This window comes from Undibacterium umbellatum, from assembly GCF_014284125.1.
Classification (GTDB): Bacteria; Pseudomonadota; Gammaproteobacteria; order Burkholderiales; family Burkholderiaceae_D; genus Undibacterium; species Undibacterium umbellatum.
Map to the genome: position 1 here is coordinate 83,372 of NZ_JACOFX010000003.1, position 18,784 is coordinate 102,155.

The 18,784-nt window shown below is 51.0% G+C and carries 15 protein-coding genes; 8 read left to right on the forward strand and 7 right to left on the reverse strand.

Annotated elements, in window-relative coordinates; all coding sequences use genetic code 11:
• Positions 1-489: 489 nt before the first annotated feature.
• Positions 490-2,583: a sensor histidine kinase gene (locus tag H8L47_RS08645; RefSeq protein WP_230413665.1), complete on the reverse strand. Its 2,094-nt coding sequence runs from the start codon at positions 2,581-2,583 to the stop codon at positions 490-492.
• Positions 2,561-3,298 carry a response regulator transcription factor gene (locus H8L47_RS08650; RefSeq protein ID WP_186953189.1) on the reverse strand — a complete coding sequence of 246 codons (738 nt, stop codon included), beginning with the start codon at positions 3,296-3,298 and terminating at the stop codon, positions 2,561-2,563. The genes H8L47_RS08645 and H8L47_RS08650 overlap by 23 nt, the downstream gene beginning before the upstream one ends.
• Positions 3,299-3,552: 254 nt before the next feature.
• On the opposite strand from H8L47_RS08650, the gene H8L47_RS08655 reads away from it, so the two are divergent.
• The 5 genes from H8L47_RS08655 to H8L47_RS08675 all read left to right on the forward strand — a co-directional run bounded on the left by H8L47_RS08655 (position 3,553) and on the right by H8L47_RS08675 (position 9,244).
• Complete coding sequence (locus H8L47_RS08655; protein WP_186953190.1) at positions 3,553-4,857, forward strand: SPFH domain-containing protein; 1,305 nt, start codon at positions 3,553-3,555, stop codon at positions 4,855-4,857.
• A 2-nt stretch (positions 4,858-4,859) separates the two neighbouring features.
• Positions 4,860-6,272 (forward strand): hypothetical protein, encoded by a 1,413-nt coding sequence (locus H8L47_RS08660; protein ID WP_222616461.1) that lies wholly within the window; start codon positions 4,860-4,862, stop codon positions 6,270-6,272.
• A gap of 246 nt (positions 6,273-6,518) precedes the next feature.
• Positions 6,519-6,926, forward strand: a complete 408-nt coding sequence (locus H8L47_RS08665; protein ID WP_186953191.1) for a hypothetical protein — start codon at positions 6,519-6,521, stop codon at positions 6,924-6,926.
• Positions 6,927-7,010: 84 nt separating this feature from the next.
• Positions 7,011-7,817 (forward strand): hypothetical protein, encoded by an 807-nt coding sequence (locus tag H8L47_RS08670; protein WP_186953192.1) that lies wholly within the window; start codon positions 7,011-7,013, stop codon positions 7,815-7,817.
• Positions 7,818-7,888: 71 nt separating this feature from the next.
• Complete coding sequence (locus H8L47_RS08675) at positions 7,889-9,244, forward strand: M16 family metallopeptidase (protein ID WP_186953193.1); 1,356 nt, start codon at positions 7,889-7,891, stop codon at positions 9,242-9,244.
• 39 nt (positions 9,245-9,283) lie between these two features.
• On the opposite strand, the gene H8L47_RS08680 is transcribed toward H8L47_RS08675, so the two are convergent.
• Entirely contained in the window at positions 9,284-10,153 is an 870-nt protein-coding gene (locus H8L47_RS08680) for a M14 family zinc carboxypeptidase (RefSeq protein WP_186953194.1), read from the reverse strand.
• Between the two features lie 135 nt (positions 10,154-10,288).
• On the reverse strand, positions 10,289-11,470 hold the full coding sequence (gene metK / locus H8L47_RS08685) for a methionine adenosyltransferase (RefSeq protein WP_186953195.1): 1,182 nt from the start codon (positions 11,468-11,470) through the stop codon (positions 10,289-10,291).
• A 218-nt stretch (positions 11,471-11,688) separates the two neighbouring features.
• Here metK and H8L47_RS08690 point away from each other — a divergent pair, with 218 nt between their 5' ends.
• Both H8L47_RS08690 and H8L47_RS08695 read left to right on the forward strand, forming a co-directional pair.
• Positions 11,689-12,549, forward strand: a complete 861-nt coding sequence (locus H8L47_RS08690; RefSeq protein WP_186953196.1) for a lysophospholipid acyltransferase family protein — start codon at positions 11,689-11,691, stop codon at positions 12,547-12,549.
• Positions 12,546-13,409 (forward strand): LpxL/LpxP family acyltransferase, encoded by an 864-nt coding sequence (locus tag H8L47_RS08695; RefSeq protein ID WP_186953197.1) that lies wholly within the window; start codon positions 12,546-12,548, stop codon positions 13,407-13,409. The genes H8L47_RS08690 and H8L47_RS08695 overlap by 4 nt, the downstream gene beginning before the upstream one ends.
• Here the strand turns inward: H8L47_RS08695 and H8L47_RS08700 are convergent.
• Positions 13,403-14,299 (reverse strand): LysR substrate-binding domain-containing protein, encoded by an 897-nt coding sequence (locus tag H8L47_RS08700; protein ID WP_222616462.1) that lies wholly within the window; start codon positions 14,297-14,299, stop codon positions 13,403-13,405. The genes H8L47_RS08695 and H8L47_RS08700 overlap by 7 nt on opposite strands.
• Before the next feature lie 134 nt (positions 14,300-14,433).
• Between H8L47_RS08700 and H8L47_RS08705 the strand changes: the two genes are divergently transcribed.
• On the forward strand, positions 14,434-15,051 hold the full coding sequence (locus H8L47_RS08705) for a LysE family translocator (RefSeq protein ID WP_186953198.1): 618 nt from the start codon (positions 14,434-14,436) through the stop codon (positions 15,049-15,051).
• Here the strand turns inward: H8L47_RS08705 and H8L47_RS08710 are convergent, their stop codons facing one another.
• Together H8L47_RS08710 and H8L47_RS08715 are read right to left on the reverse strand one after the other, a co-directional pair.
• Positions 15,052-16,392 (reverse strand): diguanylate cyclase domain-containing protein, encoded by a 1,341-nt coding sequence (locus H8L47_RS08710; protein ID WP_186953199.1) that lies wholly within the window; start codon positions 16,390-16,392, stop codon positions 15,052-15,054.
• Positions 16,385-18,754 (reverse strand): response regulator, encoded by a 2,370-nt coding sequence (locus H8L47_RS08715; protein WP_186953200.1) that lies wholly within the window; start codon positions 18,752-18,754, stop codon positions 16,385-16,387. The genes H8L47_RS08710 and H8L47_RS08715 overlap by 8 nt, the downstream gene beginning before the upstream one ends.
• Positions 18,755-18,784 lie beyond the last annotated feature (30 nt).

Consider the following 18,784-nt stretch of genomic DNA (forward strand, 5'->3'; position numbering starts at 1 on the left):
TTATTGTTGGACAGGCAGTCTCAGCCTGGTATTTTTCTTGGAACCTGTTTGCGATCTTACTGCGCGAGCGTGATCGGGGCTCATGCGCTGCTCAAAATGCTCATGTACTAGAGTGCATTCCGCTTTTTGCGCTGCTCTTCACCCCGCTGACGCTCGCTCGCTACAGATCGCAAACAGGTTCTCAAGGGTTTGAATATGACTATATAGATAGTGCAGTAATTGACCCCGTGAGCAGGCATTTAGTTCAGCGCACCCGTCAAGGATTCTAAAGCGATGTTTTCCGATAGTGCGACGTCATTTGCGGTGTGAAGCAAAACTAAGTTTTGCTTTTTCGGCAAAAACTGCTGAAGTCGCTGGATTGGTGTATTTTTAATAATTTATTGAAAACGATATAGACTGGATGAGTTATATTTTTCCGTGCATCAGCTACGTCATTCCAGCGTGTTTTTGGCCGGAATCCAGTGTCGTCGTTTTCGTCCCTCTACAGATTTAAGGATTTCCTCGTTGCAAAGTGAGGACAAAACTCACACCCCGTTCCACATTCTGCACACTGATAGTCCCCCCCATCTTCGCCATATACGTCTTGGCCACAAACAGCCCCTGGCCGCGGTTACCGTTTGCACCAGAGTCATGCTGGTCTGACACACCGTATTCAAATATCTTGTCGATCAGGTCGTCTGCAATATGCGGCCCATCATTGTGGATAGTGATGGTCGCCGCCGTTTCAGTATTCTGCAACTGGATACTGATAGCAGTGCCTGGCTTGCGGTAACGCTCGGCATTGCGCAAGACATGGGTCACCACATCTTCCAGCGAATATTCATCTGCCTTGACCATGACGACATCATCCGTGCCATGGTAGCTGACATCCGGTATGCCTACCATGGGCGCATTGTCTGCGACGTTTTTCAGGAACAGGGTGATATCAATTTCACTGACTTGCAATACGGTGGACTGAAATGCCTCGCTCGGTGAAGCACTGCCATACAGAACACGTATGGCCTGCTGCATGCGGCTGATGTAGCGGTTGCTCTGGTCATCTGCATTGCCATGCAAGGCCATCAAAGACTGCAGCGGCGACATGATTTCATGACCGACGGCATGCCACATTTCTTTTTCTTGCTCAGTGCGTATGGTTTCGCGTTCAACATCTTCCTTTACCCGCCTCAGCAAATCATGCAGGCAACTGGCCAGCACACCCAGCTCATCCGGGCTGCGCAAATCACTGACATCGAATTGCTCAAGCTCGCCTGCGCGCTTCATGGTCTTCGACAGTGATACTGCACGTTTGGTCAGCAGGGTGATGCGCCGTATGATGCTGACCTCGATCAACAGCCAGGCCATTGTCAGCGCCAGCAACATCGCACCGACAAACCAGGACACCCGGCTGGCAACTACGCTGAGGCTCTTGCTGACACTGCGCACGTCACCCTTCAGCAAGACTTCATAATTCGCTAATGGTGTGCTGATGGTTTCCCGGCTCTCCATCGGGACATCATACTCATCCACAGGCAGGCGGCGTATCAGGCGTGTCAATACATTCCATGAATCATCAATTTGTTCAAAGGCGCCCGTCAGATTGATCAAGTCATCCTGGGTGTTTTGAGCATCGCGCTTGCGTATGCGCAGGGTTTCTCCAGGCAAAAGATTGTCTTGCAAATCCTTAAGAGAAAACGGCGTAGCAGTCGGGGCATTCTTACTATCGAGCAGGGCGGTTTCAGAGTCGGGTGGCAGCACGGACAGGCTGACTTCCATCTGGTCCAGGTCTTGCGGTGGCCAGACCGGGCGTTTCTTTTCAAACAAGGCTTCTTGTAAAACCGGTATAGGCAAACGCAGCGAGAAAAAAGTATTTTTCTGGCAGTCAGTATCCTTGTCATCCTGATCCGCCTGGTTGCAGATCGCCTGCTGCCAGGCCCAGCCGCGAAAGTCCCTTATGGGGCGCGCATTTGGTCTGTTGGCTTCGCTTTCATTGAACCCGGTCCAGCGTCCGCGCACGCCCTGGTTTTGCCTTGCTGGTGCAATCTCTTCTTCAAACGGAGCGATCCAGCGATATGTCTGGCCGCGCAGGCTGACGCTGACTTTCAGCCTGTGCGCCTGTGTCAGACTTTCATTGCCACGTTTATGCGAGACCAGTTGGTTGCTGTTGAAGTTACCCGCAATATAAATAAAGCCGCCTGCCCAGGGGTTATTGCCTATGCCGCTACAGAGTGCACCTTCATTACCATATTGCACCAGGCAGCCCGACATGGCGATGGCTTGCTGCACCTTGTTCTGGTCATCAAAATCGATCGCAGAATAGGGTAACAATAGCGGTCGCAAGGAAGCGCGCTGTTTGTCAGCAGGCGGATTCAGCAACGCCAGTTGCCCCGCAGGGTGACGCAGCGTGGCCGATATTTGCAGACGAGTTTTATTGAAATTGCTTTGGTAATTATTATAGCTGAGCTGTTTTTCCTGCTGCAAGACAGACAGCGCCAGGCCCACGGTTGCCAGCGCCAGCAATAGAAAAACGCCGCGAAATAATATTCGCAGCCGGTAAGTCGCCAGCAAGAACTTGCCCATCTCAGCTTCTGCCTGCGTCGTCATCCATCCATCTGAAACCGCGCATGGGGACGTTTTCTATGCACTCAAAATCTGCATCAATCTCGCGGAAGGCATCGCGTATGGTTGACACATGCTTGCGTATATTGTCGCGGTTGCGCCCGCTCTTGACGACTTCATACAAGTCTTCATACGACACTACCTGGCCGCGGCGGGCAAACAGGGCTGCCAGTATGCGTTGGGCAGTCAGCGGCAGGTTGATACGCTGGCCGCGCCAGATAGGAGTGCGCTGGCGCAAAGGGTCCATGCTAAGCTGGTCGGCGACTGGGGATTTCGCTGCCTCTTTATAAGCAGCGCTCTGGCTCTCTTTGTGCAGCTTGCGTTCTTTGACCGAGCGCAGGATTTCCAGAAAAGTTTCGATGAAATCTGCTTCTTCAAAGGTGGCTTTTTGCAGGTAATCCCAGGCGTCCAGCGCTTTCATGATGCTGCGGTAAATGGTGGCCGGCATGGCAGACACCACCAGCACTGGCGTTGCATGCTGCTTGTTGATGGCATTGATGATGGCAACCCCGGCATGACGCTCGCGCCCCAGTTCAATATCGAGCACCACCAGATCATAGTTTTCGCGCGCGATGGCCGCTTCGGCATCATCGCGGCTGAACCACTGGTCTATCTGTATGCCCGGCTTTGCTGCTTCTATCCAGGTTTTTAACTGATTGCTGGTGGGCAGATCATCTTCAATGACAGCTACTTTGACCACGGGTTTCTCCGGCAAGAATCTCAATATCCGCAGTATCTACGCTTTTCAAGCAAAAGTCATAAAGCCGCTGTGAGTTTTTCTTCACACGCGGCAAGGCTTATTCCAGGCGCGGAATAAATAGCTTGCCACAGTGATATTTCTGCCCCCGCCCCAGCATTGTATGTTCCGTCCAGTACAGCGCATGATGTGTCTCAGGGATGCAGGGCAAATGCCAAGCACCAACCCTAAAAAATCACTCACATTGGAGAGCTATCATGTCTGACCGTATCAAATCCCTGGTACAAGCCGTAAGATCCACTCTGTCTTCCGTTTTCAGCAAAAGCGCATCGGGAATCAAAGCGGGGGCCAGGGTCACGACAGAATCAGGCATGTTCAGCAAAGTTACTTTCAAGCGCCTGGTAGTTCTCAGCATGGTCGGTGGTGCCATCTACGCCATCAGCACCCACCCGCCAATCAAGCATATTTCACGTGGTGAAGTCGGCGTTCGCATCAATCAGCTGACCGGTCATGCTGACCAGGTGCGCGACGGTGCCCTGATCGTCATCCCCGGCTTGCATGAGCTGCGCCTGTTCAACCTGCAAGACCAGATATACCGGCCAAGTCGCAGCAGCCGTGCCGATGGTGATGCTCCTTTCCAGTCGGTAGAAGGTTTGTCACTTGGAGTAGACCTGAGCATACGTTATGCGGTTGACCCAACCAAGCTGACCAATATGTCCACCAGCCTGCCAGAGAACATCAATACCGACATCGTTGAACCGGCAGTGCAGGGCGTGATCTACAAGGCATTCACCATGTATACAGTACGCGAGATATTCTCCAGCAAACGTGCAGAAATCCAGAAGCAGATCGAAGCGGAACTAAAACCCAGGCTGGCCGCTGACGGTATCATCCTGCGCAGTGTCACGATGGGCAAGATCGATTTGCCTGCCGACTATAAACGCGGCATGGAAAAACTGCTGGCCGAAGAACTGGAAAGCGAAAAAATGCGCTACACCCTGGAACTCAAAGACAAACAGGTAAAACAAACTGCACTGGAAGCTGACGCCGACAAGATCAAACGCGAGAAGGCGGCAGAAGCTGCAGGCAATGAACAAATCATCGCTGCAAAAGCAGAGGAAGAAGCCATGAAGCATGTCCTGCCTTTCAAGCAAAAACAGATAGAGCAACGCAAGCTTGAGGCCGAGGCAGAAAAGGTATCTCGCATCAAAACCTCGGAAGGTACAGCCCAGGCACGCGTCATCGAAGCCCAGGGTGAAGCCGATTCACGCCGCAAACTGGCCGATGCAGAAGCCTACCGACAAGACCTGGTCGGCAAGGTCACCAGCGTGCAGATGGAGAGGGAAGGTGCCCTCCTGACCAAGCACCCCTTGTTGATACAGAAAACCATGGCCGACAAATTGTCAGACAAGATCTCGGTCATCATCGCACCACCACCAACAGATGGCAGCTTCATTGGTGCCGCATTGCTGGGTAGCGGCAGGAACGGCAAGCAGGGTATGCAAAAAGTATCGACAGAAGCTGAAACAGAAACCACTAATGAAAACAAAGAGAGCCAATAATCATGTTTGCTACTTTAGCTGCTGTCGCCGTACTCGCTGTTGTCACCCAGGACCAGGCACAATTGCGCGCTGCTCCCAAGGATGGCGCACAACAACAAGCCGTGCTGTGGCAGGGGGATAGCCTGGAAATCCGTGGTGAAAAACTCGACTACCTGCAAGTGTATGACCACAGGCGCGAACGTGCTGGTTATATCAAGGCTTCACAAGTGCGCCTGGTGTCCATGCAGCCTGACGATGCGCCCGATGCCTTCGCCGTCATCCGCTTTCTGCGTGACACCCCGGGCGCAGAATCACTTGGCATCAGTTATACCGCTGCCTACCTCAAGGCAGCACCAGTCAAAGCGATAAACGCAGAAGCTTTTGATGCGCTCGGCAGCATGGCAGAACGCCTTGCCAGACGCGCATCCAGCAAACAACCCAAGCAAAATGAAGCGACTATTGCAGCCCACCTGGAAGTGGTCGCCAATTACGGCATCAACATCAAAGGCTATGAACGCGAAGGCCGTATGCAACTCTGTTATGACGGCGAAGCATTCCGCCGCGTACTTGCCATGAATGCCACGCCCGACCAAAAAGCCCGCGCTGCCTTGGCATTGACCAGGCAGGATTGCATAGACCCCACCATGCGCCCGACCGAGCGCTATGCCCTCGACCAGTGGCGCGCCGATGTACTTGACAAGGTCAATACCACCAGCCTGCCCGAGTATCTGAAAAACCGCATGCGCATGCGCAAGGCCAGCGTCTGGTCCAGCATCGCCTTTCAGCGTGCTCGCAAAGGCGAGAAAGTGGAAGATGCCGCCAACCACGCATTGACAGAACTGGCAGCAGTCAACAAAGAAGAATTCACCGATGAAGATGTGTATGCCTACGCCGACGCTGGTGTGCGTGTAGGTGCAACGCGTTGGGCGGTTGAACCGGCGATCATCCCCAAACCCGGCCTGAACATCATCACCGCCCCAGGCCAGCCAGGCGAAACCTGCGTCATGCTGACCGATGCCAAACATGACGTAAAAACCCCTCTGGCAAAACGCTGCACCTATAGCGTAGTCTGGGCCGCATCCGCCCGCGCCAATGCTCAAAACACAGCGTTGACACTGGCCGTACAACCCATGGAAAACTGGCGCGAACTCTGGCTATTCCACCAGACCAGCCAGGGCTGGATTATCGACATCCTGCCACCCGCGAATACTGACCCTGATCTCGGCTATGCAGAATTTGCAGGCTGGGTGCCAGGCACCAACAAGATGCTGGTAGCCCGTGAAGCCAAAGTCGAAGGCCGCTTCAAAAAGAGCTTTGAAGTCGTCAGCATGGATAGCCTGCAAGTTGAAAATGGTGCAGACAAGCCGGGTTCTTTGAGTGTGTTCTACAAGTGGCAAGACCCGGCGTGGAAAAGGCAAACCATCAGTTTGAGATGATTGATCATTCAATCAAATAGTTGAGGGCCGTGGCAAGAAATTGCTGCGGCCCTGTTTGCCTGACCTGGCATTTCAGCGCGCGCGATTTTAGCAAATGTATATCAAATAGTGGCAATAATTGATATAAATATATTTTTAACTTTTTTTAACATTAATGGGAGACTTTCATTTATGCTTTAAACAAGATTCCCTTGCCTACAGTTCTGCCCACACAGGTGCCGTTGTCATTGTTAAAAAATGAGAAAAATGAATTCTACGCAAACAAATGATGTCCGCAGCAAGCAAATAATGTTTTATGGGCTCATCTTCTGCAATATTTCTGTGCTGATTTACTTTGCGGCACTAGCTATTTTCAACAAGGCGCCACTACTGGGATTTTGGCTGCCAGCCCTGGCTTTCCTGGTTTTTTATGGCTACGATAGCTTCAAGGAACATAAAAAGCTTGATGCCCGAATAGTGCCCAAAGCGCGGGAATCAATAGGATTAGGTCTGGCCTTTCTTTTATTCTCAATATTGATACTTGCTACTAGAAATTGGAAAAATTCGCCGATCAATATGACGGACGCATTTATTTTTGCCCTTTTGCTTAGCAATACAAAAGATTGCATGATAAACCTGCTGGCGATGCACAAGTTTGCTGGTTTCCATAGATAAAAGTTGCAAGAAGAAATGTCGTCAGCAATATAGATTATCAAGTCGTTTCTAAATAAGGCGGCCTTGGTTCCTGGATTTGACTCAATGAAATTTCAAGAAAATTTTTTTAATCACGGCCATCGGATTTGCCAGTTCATTTTGTGTTCTTTATTGTTGGGATTACTGCCGAAATCTACATTCGCTGAATCAAGAAAAATAAATACTTCCTCTAAATTTGGCGACGCTGCAGAAAAATTCTTGCAGGCTAACTGCGTCCATCCAAATCCTTGCGGCTGGATTTCTGTTGATACCCATACTCTCAGGTTTCACGGCAATGTCACCCTGAAAAAATCATACGCTGAGTTTATGTCGCTGTACAAGAAAGGCATTACCAAACGCCTGGTGTTTAACAGCCTTGGTGGCGACGCGGTTGATTCATATAAGATAGGCAAACTCATACAGGACGACGATCTGGAAATAGAAGTTGATGGATATTGCCTTTCCGCATGTGCGAACATCTTTTTCTTGCCTGCAAAAAAACGAAAAATCAATGGCGTACTTGGATTTCACGGCGGCATCGACAGGTATTGGCTGGGAAAGTCAACCTGGGACCGATTTAATCCTTTTTACATACTTGCCTACGCATGGGCAAAGAAACGGGATGAAGATTATTTTTCTGGAAAACCAAAATTGCTCGATTTCATTAATAAGACCGACAATCAGATTTTGGGGTGGTATATCCCTACCAAGTCAGAGATCGAAGATTTATCTGCCAACCCCATCATTGGCGATTTCGATTTTCGCTTAGCCTGCTTGCTGTTGAAATCCAGCCAGGAAACTGAAAAAAACATGTTCTTTAAAGATAGTCTATGGAAAGCGAAATGCGTCAATGCGGCAATTTCCATTAAGTAAAAATTAATAAAATCCACGTAAATTCTTAAAGAGCTTTCATATTTATGATCAGTCGCACTTTTTTCAGATTGATGTTGCTCATTTTTACCTGGCAAATTCAGGTATGCAGTCTGGCCGCTGAGTCAGAGAAGACACTGATTATCGAAAGTGATGAGACTCAAGCACGCTTCGTTCGTACTATCGAAGATGTACAAGAGTATCAGTTGAAGAATGGCTTGCAGATTTTGTTAATGCCAAACTTCAAATCCAGCCTTTACGTTGTTAATCTGGTCTATCGTACAGGTAGTGCTGGCGAGCTGGAGGGTGAATCGGGATTGTCGCATATGTTTGAGCACTTTGTCGCACAGCGCAGTTCTTTGCTTTACCCCAGATTGGCAGAGGATTTAAAAGTAAAGCATATCAATCGTCTGGGCATTACCAGCAGTGATTTTACCTATTACAGAACAAATTATATTGCCAGCCGTAAAGAACTGGAGTGGGTACTGGCGCTGGATGCAGAGCGCATGAGTCATTTTGATTATGATGAAGACAGCTTGAAAACTGTATTGCAGGAAGTTTATCAAGAGATGGATGATAAAGTCAGTAATCACGAAGTAAGCTTGCTGGTAAATGCTGCTATTGCGATGAGGCCTGGGCAGGGAAGTGGCCGCGATGTTTTGGGTAGAAAAAGTGACTTGGCAAATATCAATCTGGCTAAACTCAGAGCATTCTGGCAAAGCCATTATCGGCCTGATAATGCAAGCTTGATTGTTGCAGGTAATTTTGATGTCGCAGAAATGCTCCAGCTTATTCAAGCCCGGTTTGCCAGCATACCCAAACCTGAAGCTGCGCTGCTGCATAGGAGATTTGAACCTATTGTTCAATCCTCTGCGCAAGAAATAAGCATAAGTTATAAACGCACAGCGCCTGGTGTTATCAGTGCCTATCGTGTTGCACCTGTTGGCAATTCAGATTTCGCCGCTGTCTATTTACTTGCTGGCATGATGGAAGAACGACGCCTGGCAAAAAAATCTGCGGATGACACGATAACAGAAAAAATCAGTGCTTTTGTGACCCCATATATGGATGACAGTATCCTGGTCTTCAGATCGCTGCTGCCATATGGCTCAGGTAATTTGCTGCCCGATGCCAAGAGCAGGCTGTTGAGTCTGGAAAAAGATATTTTGGAACATCCTTTCACTCAAGTTGAACTGGATCGTGCCAAGGCGAAAATGGCAAAAGGTTTTCAGTCACGCATGAATGACCCAGAGCGTTATGTAACATCACTCCCACGTTACATCGTTGCAAATGACTGGAGCTGGAATTTTACGGTCAGGGATATGACTGAGAAGATATCTCTGGAAAAAATGCAAAACCTGGCGCAGCAATGGTTGCGGGAGCAAAACAGGACCATGGCCTTTTTGCGAGAAGATGAAGCGGCCAAGTAATCCAGTGCATAGCAGAATAAGCGGTGCGGCAATGCAGTCTCAGGGATTATGTGCCGTCTTCAGCGGCGCTGCCACATTTTGCCGTATCCACGTTTGCATATCTTGCCAGATGCGTTGTACTTCGGCGTCTGGCGGCATCTGCGTGGCGTTGGGTAGTTCTATGGTGACCACAGGGATATCCTTGTGCAGACCGCTATAGTTGCCCAGGGAGCCTGGGTAGACGCCAACGCGGTTATAGATCAGGCGGCCAAAGCGGTTGGGTGGTGTGGCCGGGCCGTCAAAATCCAGTACGCCAAAAGGCGCGTGCACCGAGATGATGACGTCGGGCTTGTATTTTTCTATGGTTTCATAGACCCAGCGGCTTTCTGGTTCAGAAATCGGGGCTTTGCCTGGATATCGACGCGGGTCGCTGCGGGTCACGCGCGCCCAGTAACTTGGCGCTTCTTTTTGCCAGTTTGGCGTGGGGAAGTTGCGGTTGAGGTCTATGCCGCGGGCATTCATTCGGCGTGGTTTGGGTGCCAGCAGGCCATCAGGATTCACCACAGGCGCTATGCGCCAGTTAAATTCCAGCGGGTTTTTTTGCATGGTGTCCATCCATTTGAACACGACGGAGGATGCTGTTTGCTCATCGCCATGTATGCCACCCAGCAGCAGCACACGTATGGCTTGCGGATGCTTGGCATCAGCCTTGATATCGCGGAACAATACTGGGAAACCATTGAGCGAATTGGCACCTGTGGGGCTGAGCTTGCTGTTTTTGCAGTCAGCCAGGCTGACCTTGGGCAGGCGCGCTACCAGTGGTGTACACCAGTCGCTGATGGTTTTGGGTTTGACGTTTGGCTTGGCTGGAACAGGTGGTGGTGCAGTTGAAGGCGCTGGCGTAGCAGACAGGCTGTTTGCAGATGGCATGGCCAACAGGCCAGCCACCGCAAACAAAGCACCGAGTTTTTTGCAGCGAGATGCGCAGAACTTACTTCTGATAAAACTGACCGGCATTCTTGCTTCTACTCCCAGTGCTACCTATTACTTAAAATAATAAAGAGGCTACAGTCCGGCAGCGGCACGCAAAATTGCTGCCTTGTCGGTACGTTCCCAGGTGAATTCTGGCTCTTCACGACCAAAGTGGCCGTAAGCGGCTGTCTTGGAATAGATAGGGCGCAGCAAGTCCAACATCTGGATGATACCTTTTGGACGCAAGTCAAAATGCTCGTTCACCAAAGCGGCGATCTGGTCATCAGGGATGACGCCTGTGCCTTCAGTATACACAGTCACGTTCATCGGGCGTGCTACACCAATCGCGTAAGCGACCTGGATCTGGCACTGGCGGGCGATGCCAGCAGCGACGATATTCTTGGCGACATAACGTGCAGCATAGGCAGCAGAACGGTCAACCTTGGTAGGATCTTTACCAGAGAATGCACCGCCACCATGAGGGCAGGCACCACCGTAGGTATCAACAATGATCTTGCGGCCAGTCAGGCCACAATCACCTTGTGGGCCGCCAATAACGAAACGGCCAGTCGGGTTGATCAGGAATTTGGTGTCGAGCAACCATTCTTTCGGCAAGACTGGCTTGATGATTTCTTCAATGACAGCGTCGATGAAAGACTGTTTCATCTTGGTCGAGGTTTCGCTTTGGTCAGGGTGATGCTGGGTGGACAGCACGACAGTATCGATACTGTGCGGTTTGCCATCAACATAGCGCATGGTGACCTGGCTCTTGGCATCAGGACGCAGGAAAGGCAGGCGGCCATCCTTGCGCAATTGTGCCTGGCGTTCTACCAGACGGTGCGCATAGTAAATCGGCGCAGGCATCAGTTCTGGTGTTTCATCGCAGGCATAGCCAAACATCAGGCCCTGGTCGCCAGCGCCGGTGTTGAGGTGATCATCCGACGCCTGGTCTACACCCTGGGCGATATCATTGGATTGCTTGTCGTAAGCAACCAGCACTGCGCAACCTTTGTAGTCAATTCCGTATTCAGTATTGTCGTAACCAATGCGCTTGATGGTGTCGCGTGCTACCTGGATGTAATCAACGTGGGCATTGGTGGTGATTTCGCCAGCCAGAACCACCAGACCTGTATTGGTCAGGGTTTCAGCGGCAACGCGGGAACGTGGATCTTGTTCAAAGATCGCATCCAGAATTGCATCGGAAATCTGATCGGCGACTTTGTCCGGGTGTCCTTCGGATACCGATTCAGAGGTGAAAAGAAAATCATTAGCCATCGCAGGCTCCTATAAAAAATTGACCGTAATAAATGTGCCGCAGTCGGAAGAGTCCTGCGACGCTTTAGCGAGTTTTATTAACCGCCTCGCAAGTTGTCTGTTAACTCGGCGGTAGCCAGCTTTATGTAATCAAGCCAGCCAATGTGTGATATTTTACGCTCGTTCTGTCTAGTCTGTCGAATATACCCTTATTATTATACTGATACTTGAGCGGCGTCATGCTTGTCACTTTGTTTCGTTTTCTTTCCATTTTTCCATTGTCGGTCTTGCATTTTTCTGGAGCCGCGCTGGGTTGGTTCGTCTATTTGCTGTCCGGGTCGTATCGCCGTCGCCTCAAGCACAATATAAGCCGCGCCGGTTTCTCGGGCCATTTGCATGAGGCCGTAAGAGAGGCTGGCAAGAATATCCTGGAGTTGCCCTTTATCTGGTGCGCCAAGCCAGACCGGGTATTAAAAACCGCTACGATAGAGAATTGGGAGCTTGTGCAAACTGCACTGGATGCCAAAAATGGCGTGATCTTTTTGACACCTCATCTGGGATGTTTTGAAATTGTTGCCCAAAGCATTGCAGTCCGAACCCGCCTGACGGTCCTATACAGGCCACCACGCAAAGCTGCCCTGAAGCCTTTGATAGAGGGAGCAAGGGCGCGCGAAAATCTCTTGCTTGCACCTGCCAATCTGTCTGGCGTGCGTATCATGGCCAAAGCCTTGAAAAAAGGCGAGGCGATAGGCTTGTTGCCTGATCAGGTGCCTCAAGAAGGCGAGGGCGTCTGGGCCAAATTTTTTGGCAAACGCGCCTACACCATGACTTTGTCTGCCAAATTGCATGGCATGACAGGTGCACCGATTATCCTGACTTATGCCGAACGCCTGCCGGGTGGGCGCGGTTATGTGATTCGCTTCGTGCCTTTTGAAGAGGAGCTGGGTACTGATCCTGTGGCCCAGGCCACGGCCATCAATCGCGGCATGGAAAAATTGATCGCCCGCGCGCCCGCACAGTATTTTTGGAGTTATAACCGCTACAAGAAGCCGGACGGCATCGACTCACCTGAATCCCGTTTTGACCGGGGCCAGGCATGAGGGCAGTGCTGGTGTTGATGTGGGTTTTGCATTGGTTGCCTTTACCAGTGCTGGGCCGTCTTGGTGAGGGTGTTGGTAGCTTGCTGTTCATGGTGATACGCAAGCGCAGACATATCACGCTGACAAATTTATCACTTTGTTTGCCACAACTCAGCGAAGCTGAAAGGCTGGCCATGGCAAAACGGCATTTTCAGGTCTATGCCCGCAGCGTGCTGGAGCGCGGCATACTCTGGTGGGCTTCAGAGGCGCGCCTGAAGCGTTTGATACAGATAGATCCTGCCGTACCGATGGCGGCAATGGCTGATGGCCCGACTATTTTGATGTGCCCGCATTTCGTCAGCCTGGATGTGGCAGGCGTGGCAGTCATGCTGGAATCCTCACTATGCTCCATCTATACTCAACAGCGCAGCAAGGTGTTTGATGCAGCCCTGCGCAAGGGGCGCTCGCGCTTTCGTCCGGTAAAACTGTTTTCCCGGGCTGAAGGCGTTAAGCCCATTATCCGCGCCATGCGTGAAGGCTTGCCCTTTTTCATGTTGCCAGACATGGACTTTGGTGCCAAGGATGCCGAGTTCGTGTCTTTCTTTGGGGTGCCCGCTGCCACATTGACAGCAGTGCCAAGAATAGCGGCGACTACCGGTGCCAAAGTCATTCCCGTCATTGCCACTATTTTGCCCAACTATCAGGGCTGGAAAGTGACTTTCCACGAGCCATGGAAAAATTACCCGGGTGACGATATCGTGGCCGCTACGCGCTCTATGAATGCCTTTATTGAGCAAGAAATCTTGAAGGCGCCCGCAGAATACTTTTGGGCACACAAACGTTTCAAAACACGCCCACCTGGTGAACCCAGCGTCTACTGATACTGGCCAGTGACGGTCTGTGCCGTCACTTCAAATTCCCGCTGTAACCATTCCAGAAATGCCAGGCGACGTCGGTCCTCATCAAAGGGCAGCGCTGACAGCAAGAAATAATCACTGCCATCTGCCCTGAAATTATGCGCCGCCAGCAATTGCCCGCTGCGGATTTCATCTTCCACCATATAGGCTGATGCCATGGCGACGCCAAGACCCGCGCAAGCTGCTTGCAGGCTGAGGTAAAAATGTTCATAGGTCGCCCGGCTTTTGCCACGCACAGCTTGCCCGCTGAGTTTTTGCCATTGTGGCCAGGCGTCTGGCCGGGTTGCAGTGTGTAACAGGCATTGCTGGTTCAGCGCTGGCTTACCTTGCTTCAGCAGGCTCGGTGTGCAAACTGGGGCGATCAATTCCCGGGCAACTTTGGTCGCATGATAGTTTGCATCCCAGACAAAATCGTTACGCCGCAATGCCAGGTCTATGTGACCATGACGCAAGTCGACAGGGCCGCCAGCGGCAAACAAATGAATTTCCAGTTCAGGGTGTAGTTGCCTGAATTTACCCAGGCGTGGAATCAGCCAGCGCATGGCTATGGTCGGTTCACATGAGACTACGAGAGGTTGATCATCTGCCTGCCTGAGCTGGCGCAGGCCTGCTTCCAGTTGCCTCATGATGTCAGTGCAAGTGCCTTGCAGGCTCAGTCCAGCGCGCGTTAAAAAGATGGCACGGTTGCGGCGCTCGAATAATTCCAGGCCCAGGTTTTCTTCCAGTTGCTTGATCTGGCGGCTGACAGCACCGTGGGTCACATGCAGTTCTTCCGCAGCCTTGACCAGGCTCAAATGGCGTGCAGCGACTTCGAACACGCGTATGGCATTCAGCGATGGTAGGTGATAGCTCATCTGTGAGATTTTCTCAATGATATGTTTGAGTATATATCGATTTTCAAATCGACTGTCTGCCTTCAGAATCTGTTCATGCGTGATATTTGATCACAAATCGGATCACAAATGAATATTTTATCTTTAGGAAAAACATGACAGAACTCATTGCCGTCGCCATCATCACCATCCTGGCCGTCATCAGCCCTGGAGCAGACTTTGCCATGGTCACCAGGAATAGTTATCTGTATGGTCGCCGTGCAGGCCTGCTGGCCGCCAGCGGCATCGCGCTGGGTGTGCAAGTGCATGTCATGTATACCATGCTGGGCGTGGGCCTGCTGATTGCAAAATCACCCAGCCTGTATTTTGCCATCAAGATCATAGGTGCGATCTACCTGATCTATATCGGTTACCAGACTTTTTTTGCCCGTGCCGTCATCAGTGCAGAGGCAGGGGCAGGGCAGAAGATGGGTAATTGGCCGGCCTTGCGTGCTGGTTTCATGACCAATGCCTTCAATCCCAAAACCACTTTATTTGTAGTCAGCACCTATACCCAGGTGGTACAAATTGATACCAGCCTGCTGGCACAAATCGGTTATGGCTTGTTCATGTCTGTCGCCCACTGGATATGGTTCAGCCTGGTGGCCTTGTTTTTTTCAGACAACCGCCTGCGTGCCGGCATGCTCAGGCAACAAGTTGTATTGAACCGTTTTATCGGCGCCGTGCTGATCGTCCTTGGTGTGTCGTTGGCTGGCTTGCCCGCATTGCATTAGTCATACACTTTTTTCTGCCTGGCCGAATTCTGTGCAGACCCGGTTGCGGCCAGACTCTTTGGCCTGGTACATGGCCTGGTCAGCATTCAGAAACAAGAGTTCGCTGCTGATTGCCGCATTCGGTCGCAGACTACAGACACCTATACTGACGGTGACCCAGGCAGAGCATGTTGATGCAGGATGCGCCAATTGCCTGGCTTCCATGGCGGATTGCACCTGACATGCCAGGTCATGGGCATCTTGCTGACCGGTATTGGGTAACAGGATCACAAATTCTTCGCCACCGTAGCGGGCTATCAGGGTAGCTGGTGGTGACGCAATTGTGCGTAAGACCTGTGCAACTTGTTGCAGACAGCGGTCACCTGCCTGATGTCCCAGGGTGTCGTTGTAGTGCTTGAAGTGATCTACGTCCAGCAAGATCAGGGAAAGTTCTTGCTCATTCTCGACGGCGTATTGCCAGATGTTTTCAAGGCTTGCATCAAAATGGCGACGATTGGCCACATTGGTCAGGGCGTCCATACTGGCTTCTCTGCGCAAGGCATGTTCAGACAATTTGTGGCGGGTAATATCATGCAGCAAACCGACAAACAGCGGCTGCCGTACAAACATGGGCATGATGGATAAATCGACATTGAGCATGGCGCCGCTATGATGTTTTATTTGTACCTCACGACTGCCATGCTGCGGGATTTGCATGCCCGAACCATCACTGGCGATGCGGCTGAAATAATGATGGTATTCCTGGCTGGCAGCAGTATCGAGCAAATCAAAAATCGAATGCCCCTGTAATTGGTCCGGTGCATAGCCAAACAGGTAATCTGCCGCAGGATTGCTGGATTGTATGCGGCCATCTGCTTCTATGATGAGCAAGCCTTCTGCCATATTGTTGACGATGGCACGCATGCGTTCTGCCTGTTCTCTCTGCTCCAGGATATAACTGCGTATCTGCAATTGTGTTTGTATGCGAGCCTGTGCTTCTTCCATCCGTACTGGTTTATTGATATAGTCGGCCGCACCCAGATTGAAGCCTTCGACGATGTCCTGGGTATCCGTTTTTGCCGTGATGAAAATAATCGGTGTTTCCCTGGTCTGCGGATTTGCTTTCAGCATGCGGCAAGTTTCAAAACCGTCCATGCCGGGCATCATGACATCCAGCAAGATCAGATCCAGCGGCACCTGGGCGGCAATGTTCAGCGCACCCTGACCAGATGTGGCAACGAACAACTGATGCCCATAAGGTAACAACATGCCACGCAAGACTCCGATGTTGTCCGGCATATCATCGACGATTAACAAGGCCATTTCGCGATTCCTGGCTGGATTGCTGCCTAGTCTAAACATGCTCGGATCCTGTCATCAGTTCGCGTTCCAGACCATCCATGTCATATTGCATCAGATAATTCGTCAAATGACTGGCCAAAGCTGCTTCTACGGTGCCGCATTGTTTCAGTTCAGCCAGAGTGGATTCCAGCCCACTGACCCAGCCTGTTCTGGCTGCTGTCAGCAAGCGCTCCCGGAATCGTTCTGGCAACTTGACCATGGTGGGTTTTGTCAATATCTCAGGCGAGTCTTCTGTCTTGCTGGTAAAGCGCATGCCCAGTTGCTTGCCTAGACAGGCATAGATGGTGTCGAACAAGAAAGGTTTGCCGATGAAGTCATCAAAACCTTCCAGCATATAGTGTTCGCGTTCATGTAGAAGAGCTGAGGCCGTCAGTGCCACGCATTTTGGCTGTGGTTGTGGCCATTCTGCGCGTATGTGACGCATGGCTTCTATCCCATCCATGACCGGCATGCGGATATCTAGAAAAATAATGTCGGCAGGTGTTGCGCGTAGGCTTTCCAGGGCAGTTGCACCATTCTCGGCCTGCCTGACTGTTGCCCCCAGGCTTTTCAGCATGCGCGCTAGTACATCGCGGTTTTCTTCTATGTCATCTACCACCAGGACGTTCAACTGCTGGTCGGGCAAGAGGCTGATTTTACCGTGCACAGGGCGGTTGCTTGTTGGTGTGGCATTTTGTATGCGCAACAATTCCAGTTCAAAATAAAACCGGGAGCCATGTTCCGGCGTAGATGCCAGTTGCAAGCGACTGCCCATCAGCTCCACCTGGCGATTTGAAATGGCCAGTCCCAAACCTGTGCCACCGCGCTTGTTGTTTGGTTCCGCCTGATGGAAGGGAGCAAACACCAGGGACTGCTGTTCTTCGGGTATGCCAAGACCAGTATCCGTGACTTCAAAGCTGAGGCGGGCGTGATCAGGTTTGTCGCTGGCACTTTCTGTGATCGTCAGAACGACCTCACCACAATCAGTGAATTTGACAGCATTACTCAGCAAATTCAATAAGACCTGACGCAGTTTTTCACCATCGCCCAGTAAGTAACTTGCCGGCGCAAAGCTGGTCGCGCAATGCCAGTGTATCCCTTTTTGTGCACAACGCATGGCAAAGATGTCGCTGACCTCGGAGACCAGGCTCTCCAGGTCGATTTGCCCAAATTCCAGAGTCATGCGGCCTGCTTCTATTTTCGATAGATCAAGTATGTCATTGATCAGATTGAGTAAATGCACGCCTGACTTTTCTATCGGTGCGACTATGCTTGCCAGTTCGGCGGGCAAACGATCGTCCTTGCTCAAGAGTTGCGCATATCCAAAAATGGCATTAAGTGGTGTCCGTATTTCATGCGACATGTTCGCCAGGAAAATTGATTTGGCATTGTTGGCTTTTTCAGCAGCGAGTTTGGCCAATTCCAATTCATTGGTACGGCGTATGACTCTTTGCTCCAGGTCACGGTTCAGTTCCAGCACTTCTTGCTGGGCAAGCTTGGCCTCGGTGACATCGGTGGCGACGACCACATATTGCTGGGGCTGATTATCATGATCCATGAAGGGCACGACACTGGTGTTCATCCAGTAAGACTTGCCCAGGCTGGATTTCCCGGCGACCGTGCCTTGCCAGATGTCGCCTTTATCCATGGCCACCCATATATCGTTCAATGCACTGCTGGTCGTGGATTGCAGACATAGATGATCAAATGTCTTGCCCATCAATTCAACGGCATTGCAGCCTGAAATTGTGCAAAATTTGTCATTGACGGCGATGATGTTGCCACTGCGGTCCAAAATCACATAGATGGCATGCTGGTTCAACGCCGTTTCCAGGTTCTGGATTTTTTTCAAGGAATTGCCGAGCGCCTTTTGTGCCGCCATCATCTCGCATAAATTGTCATACGCGCGCAAGGCACAAACTACCATGGTAAACAATTTACCGCCGCCCAGTTCGGTCTTGCTTTTATAATCGTCAATATCAAAATCCATGACGATACGGTGCTCTGGCACCAGCCCGGGCTGGCCTGTGCGCAAGACGATGCGTACCAGATGATTATTCAATTCATTGCGTATTCTTTTGACCAGTTGCAGGCCAGCATCGGAAGTCTCCATGATGATATCGAGTATCACCAGTGCGATATCGGGAGTATCGCGTAAGATCACGAATGCCTCTTCCGAACTGTAGGCACTGATAAACTCAAAGCGACGTTGACGAAAGCTTTGGTTGTCCAGGGCATAGCAAGTGGCGGTATGGGTGTTGTGATCGTCGTCGACGATGAGTATGCGCCAGGGAGGTGAGCGCCTGAGTATTTCTTCTTCTGCAGAAATCACGGGAGTATCATCCAGATACTCTGCCGTGTTTTCCTGTTTATTTATGGACATATTTTTTCCTCATGCTTGAGTCTGGATAGC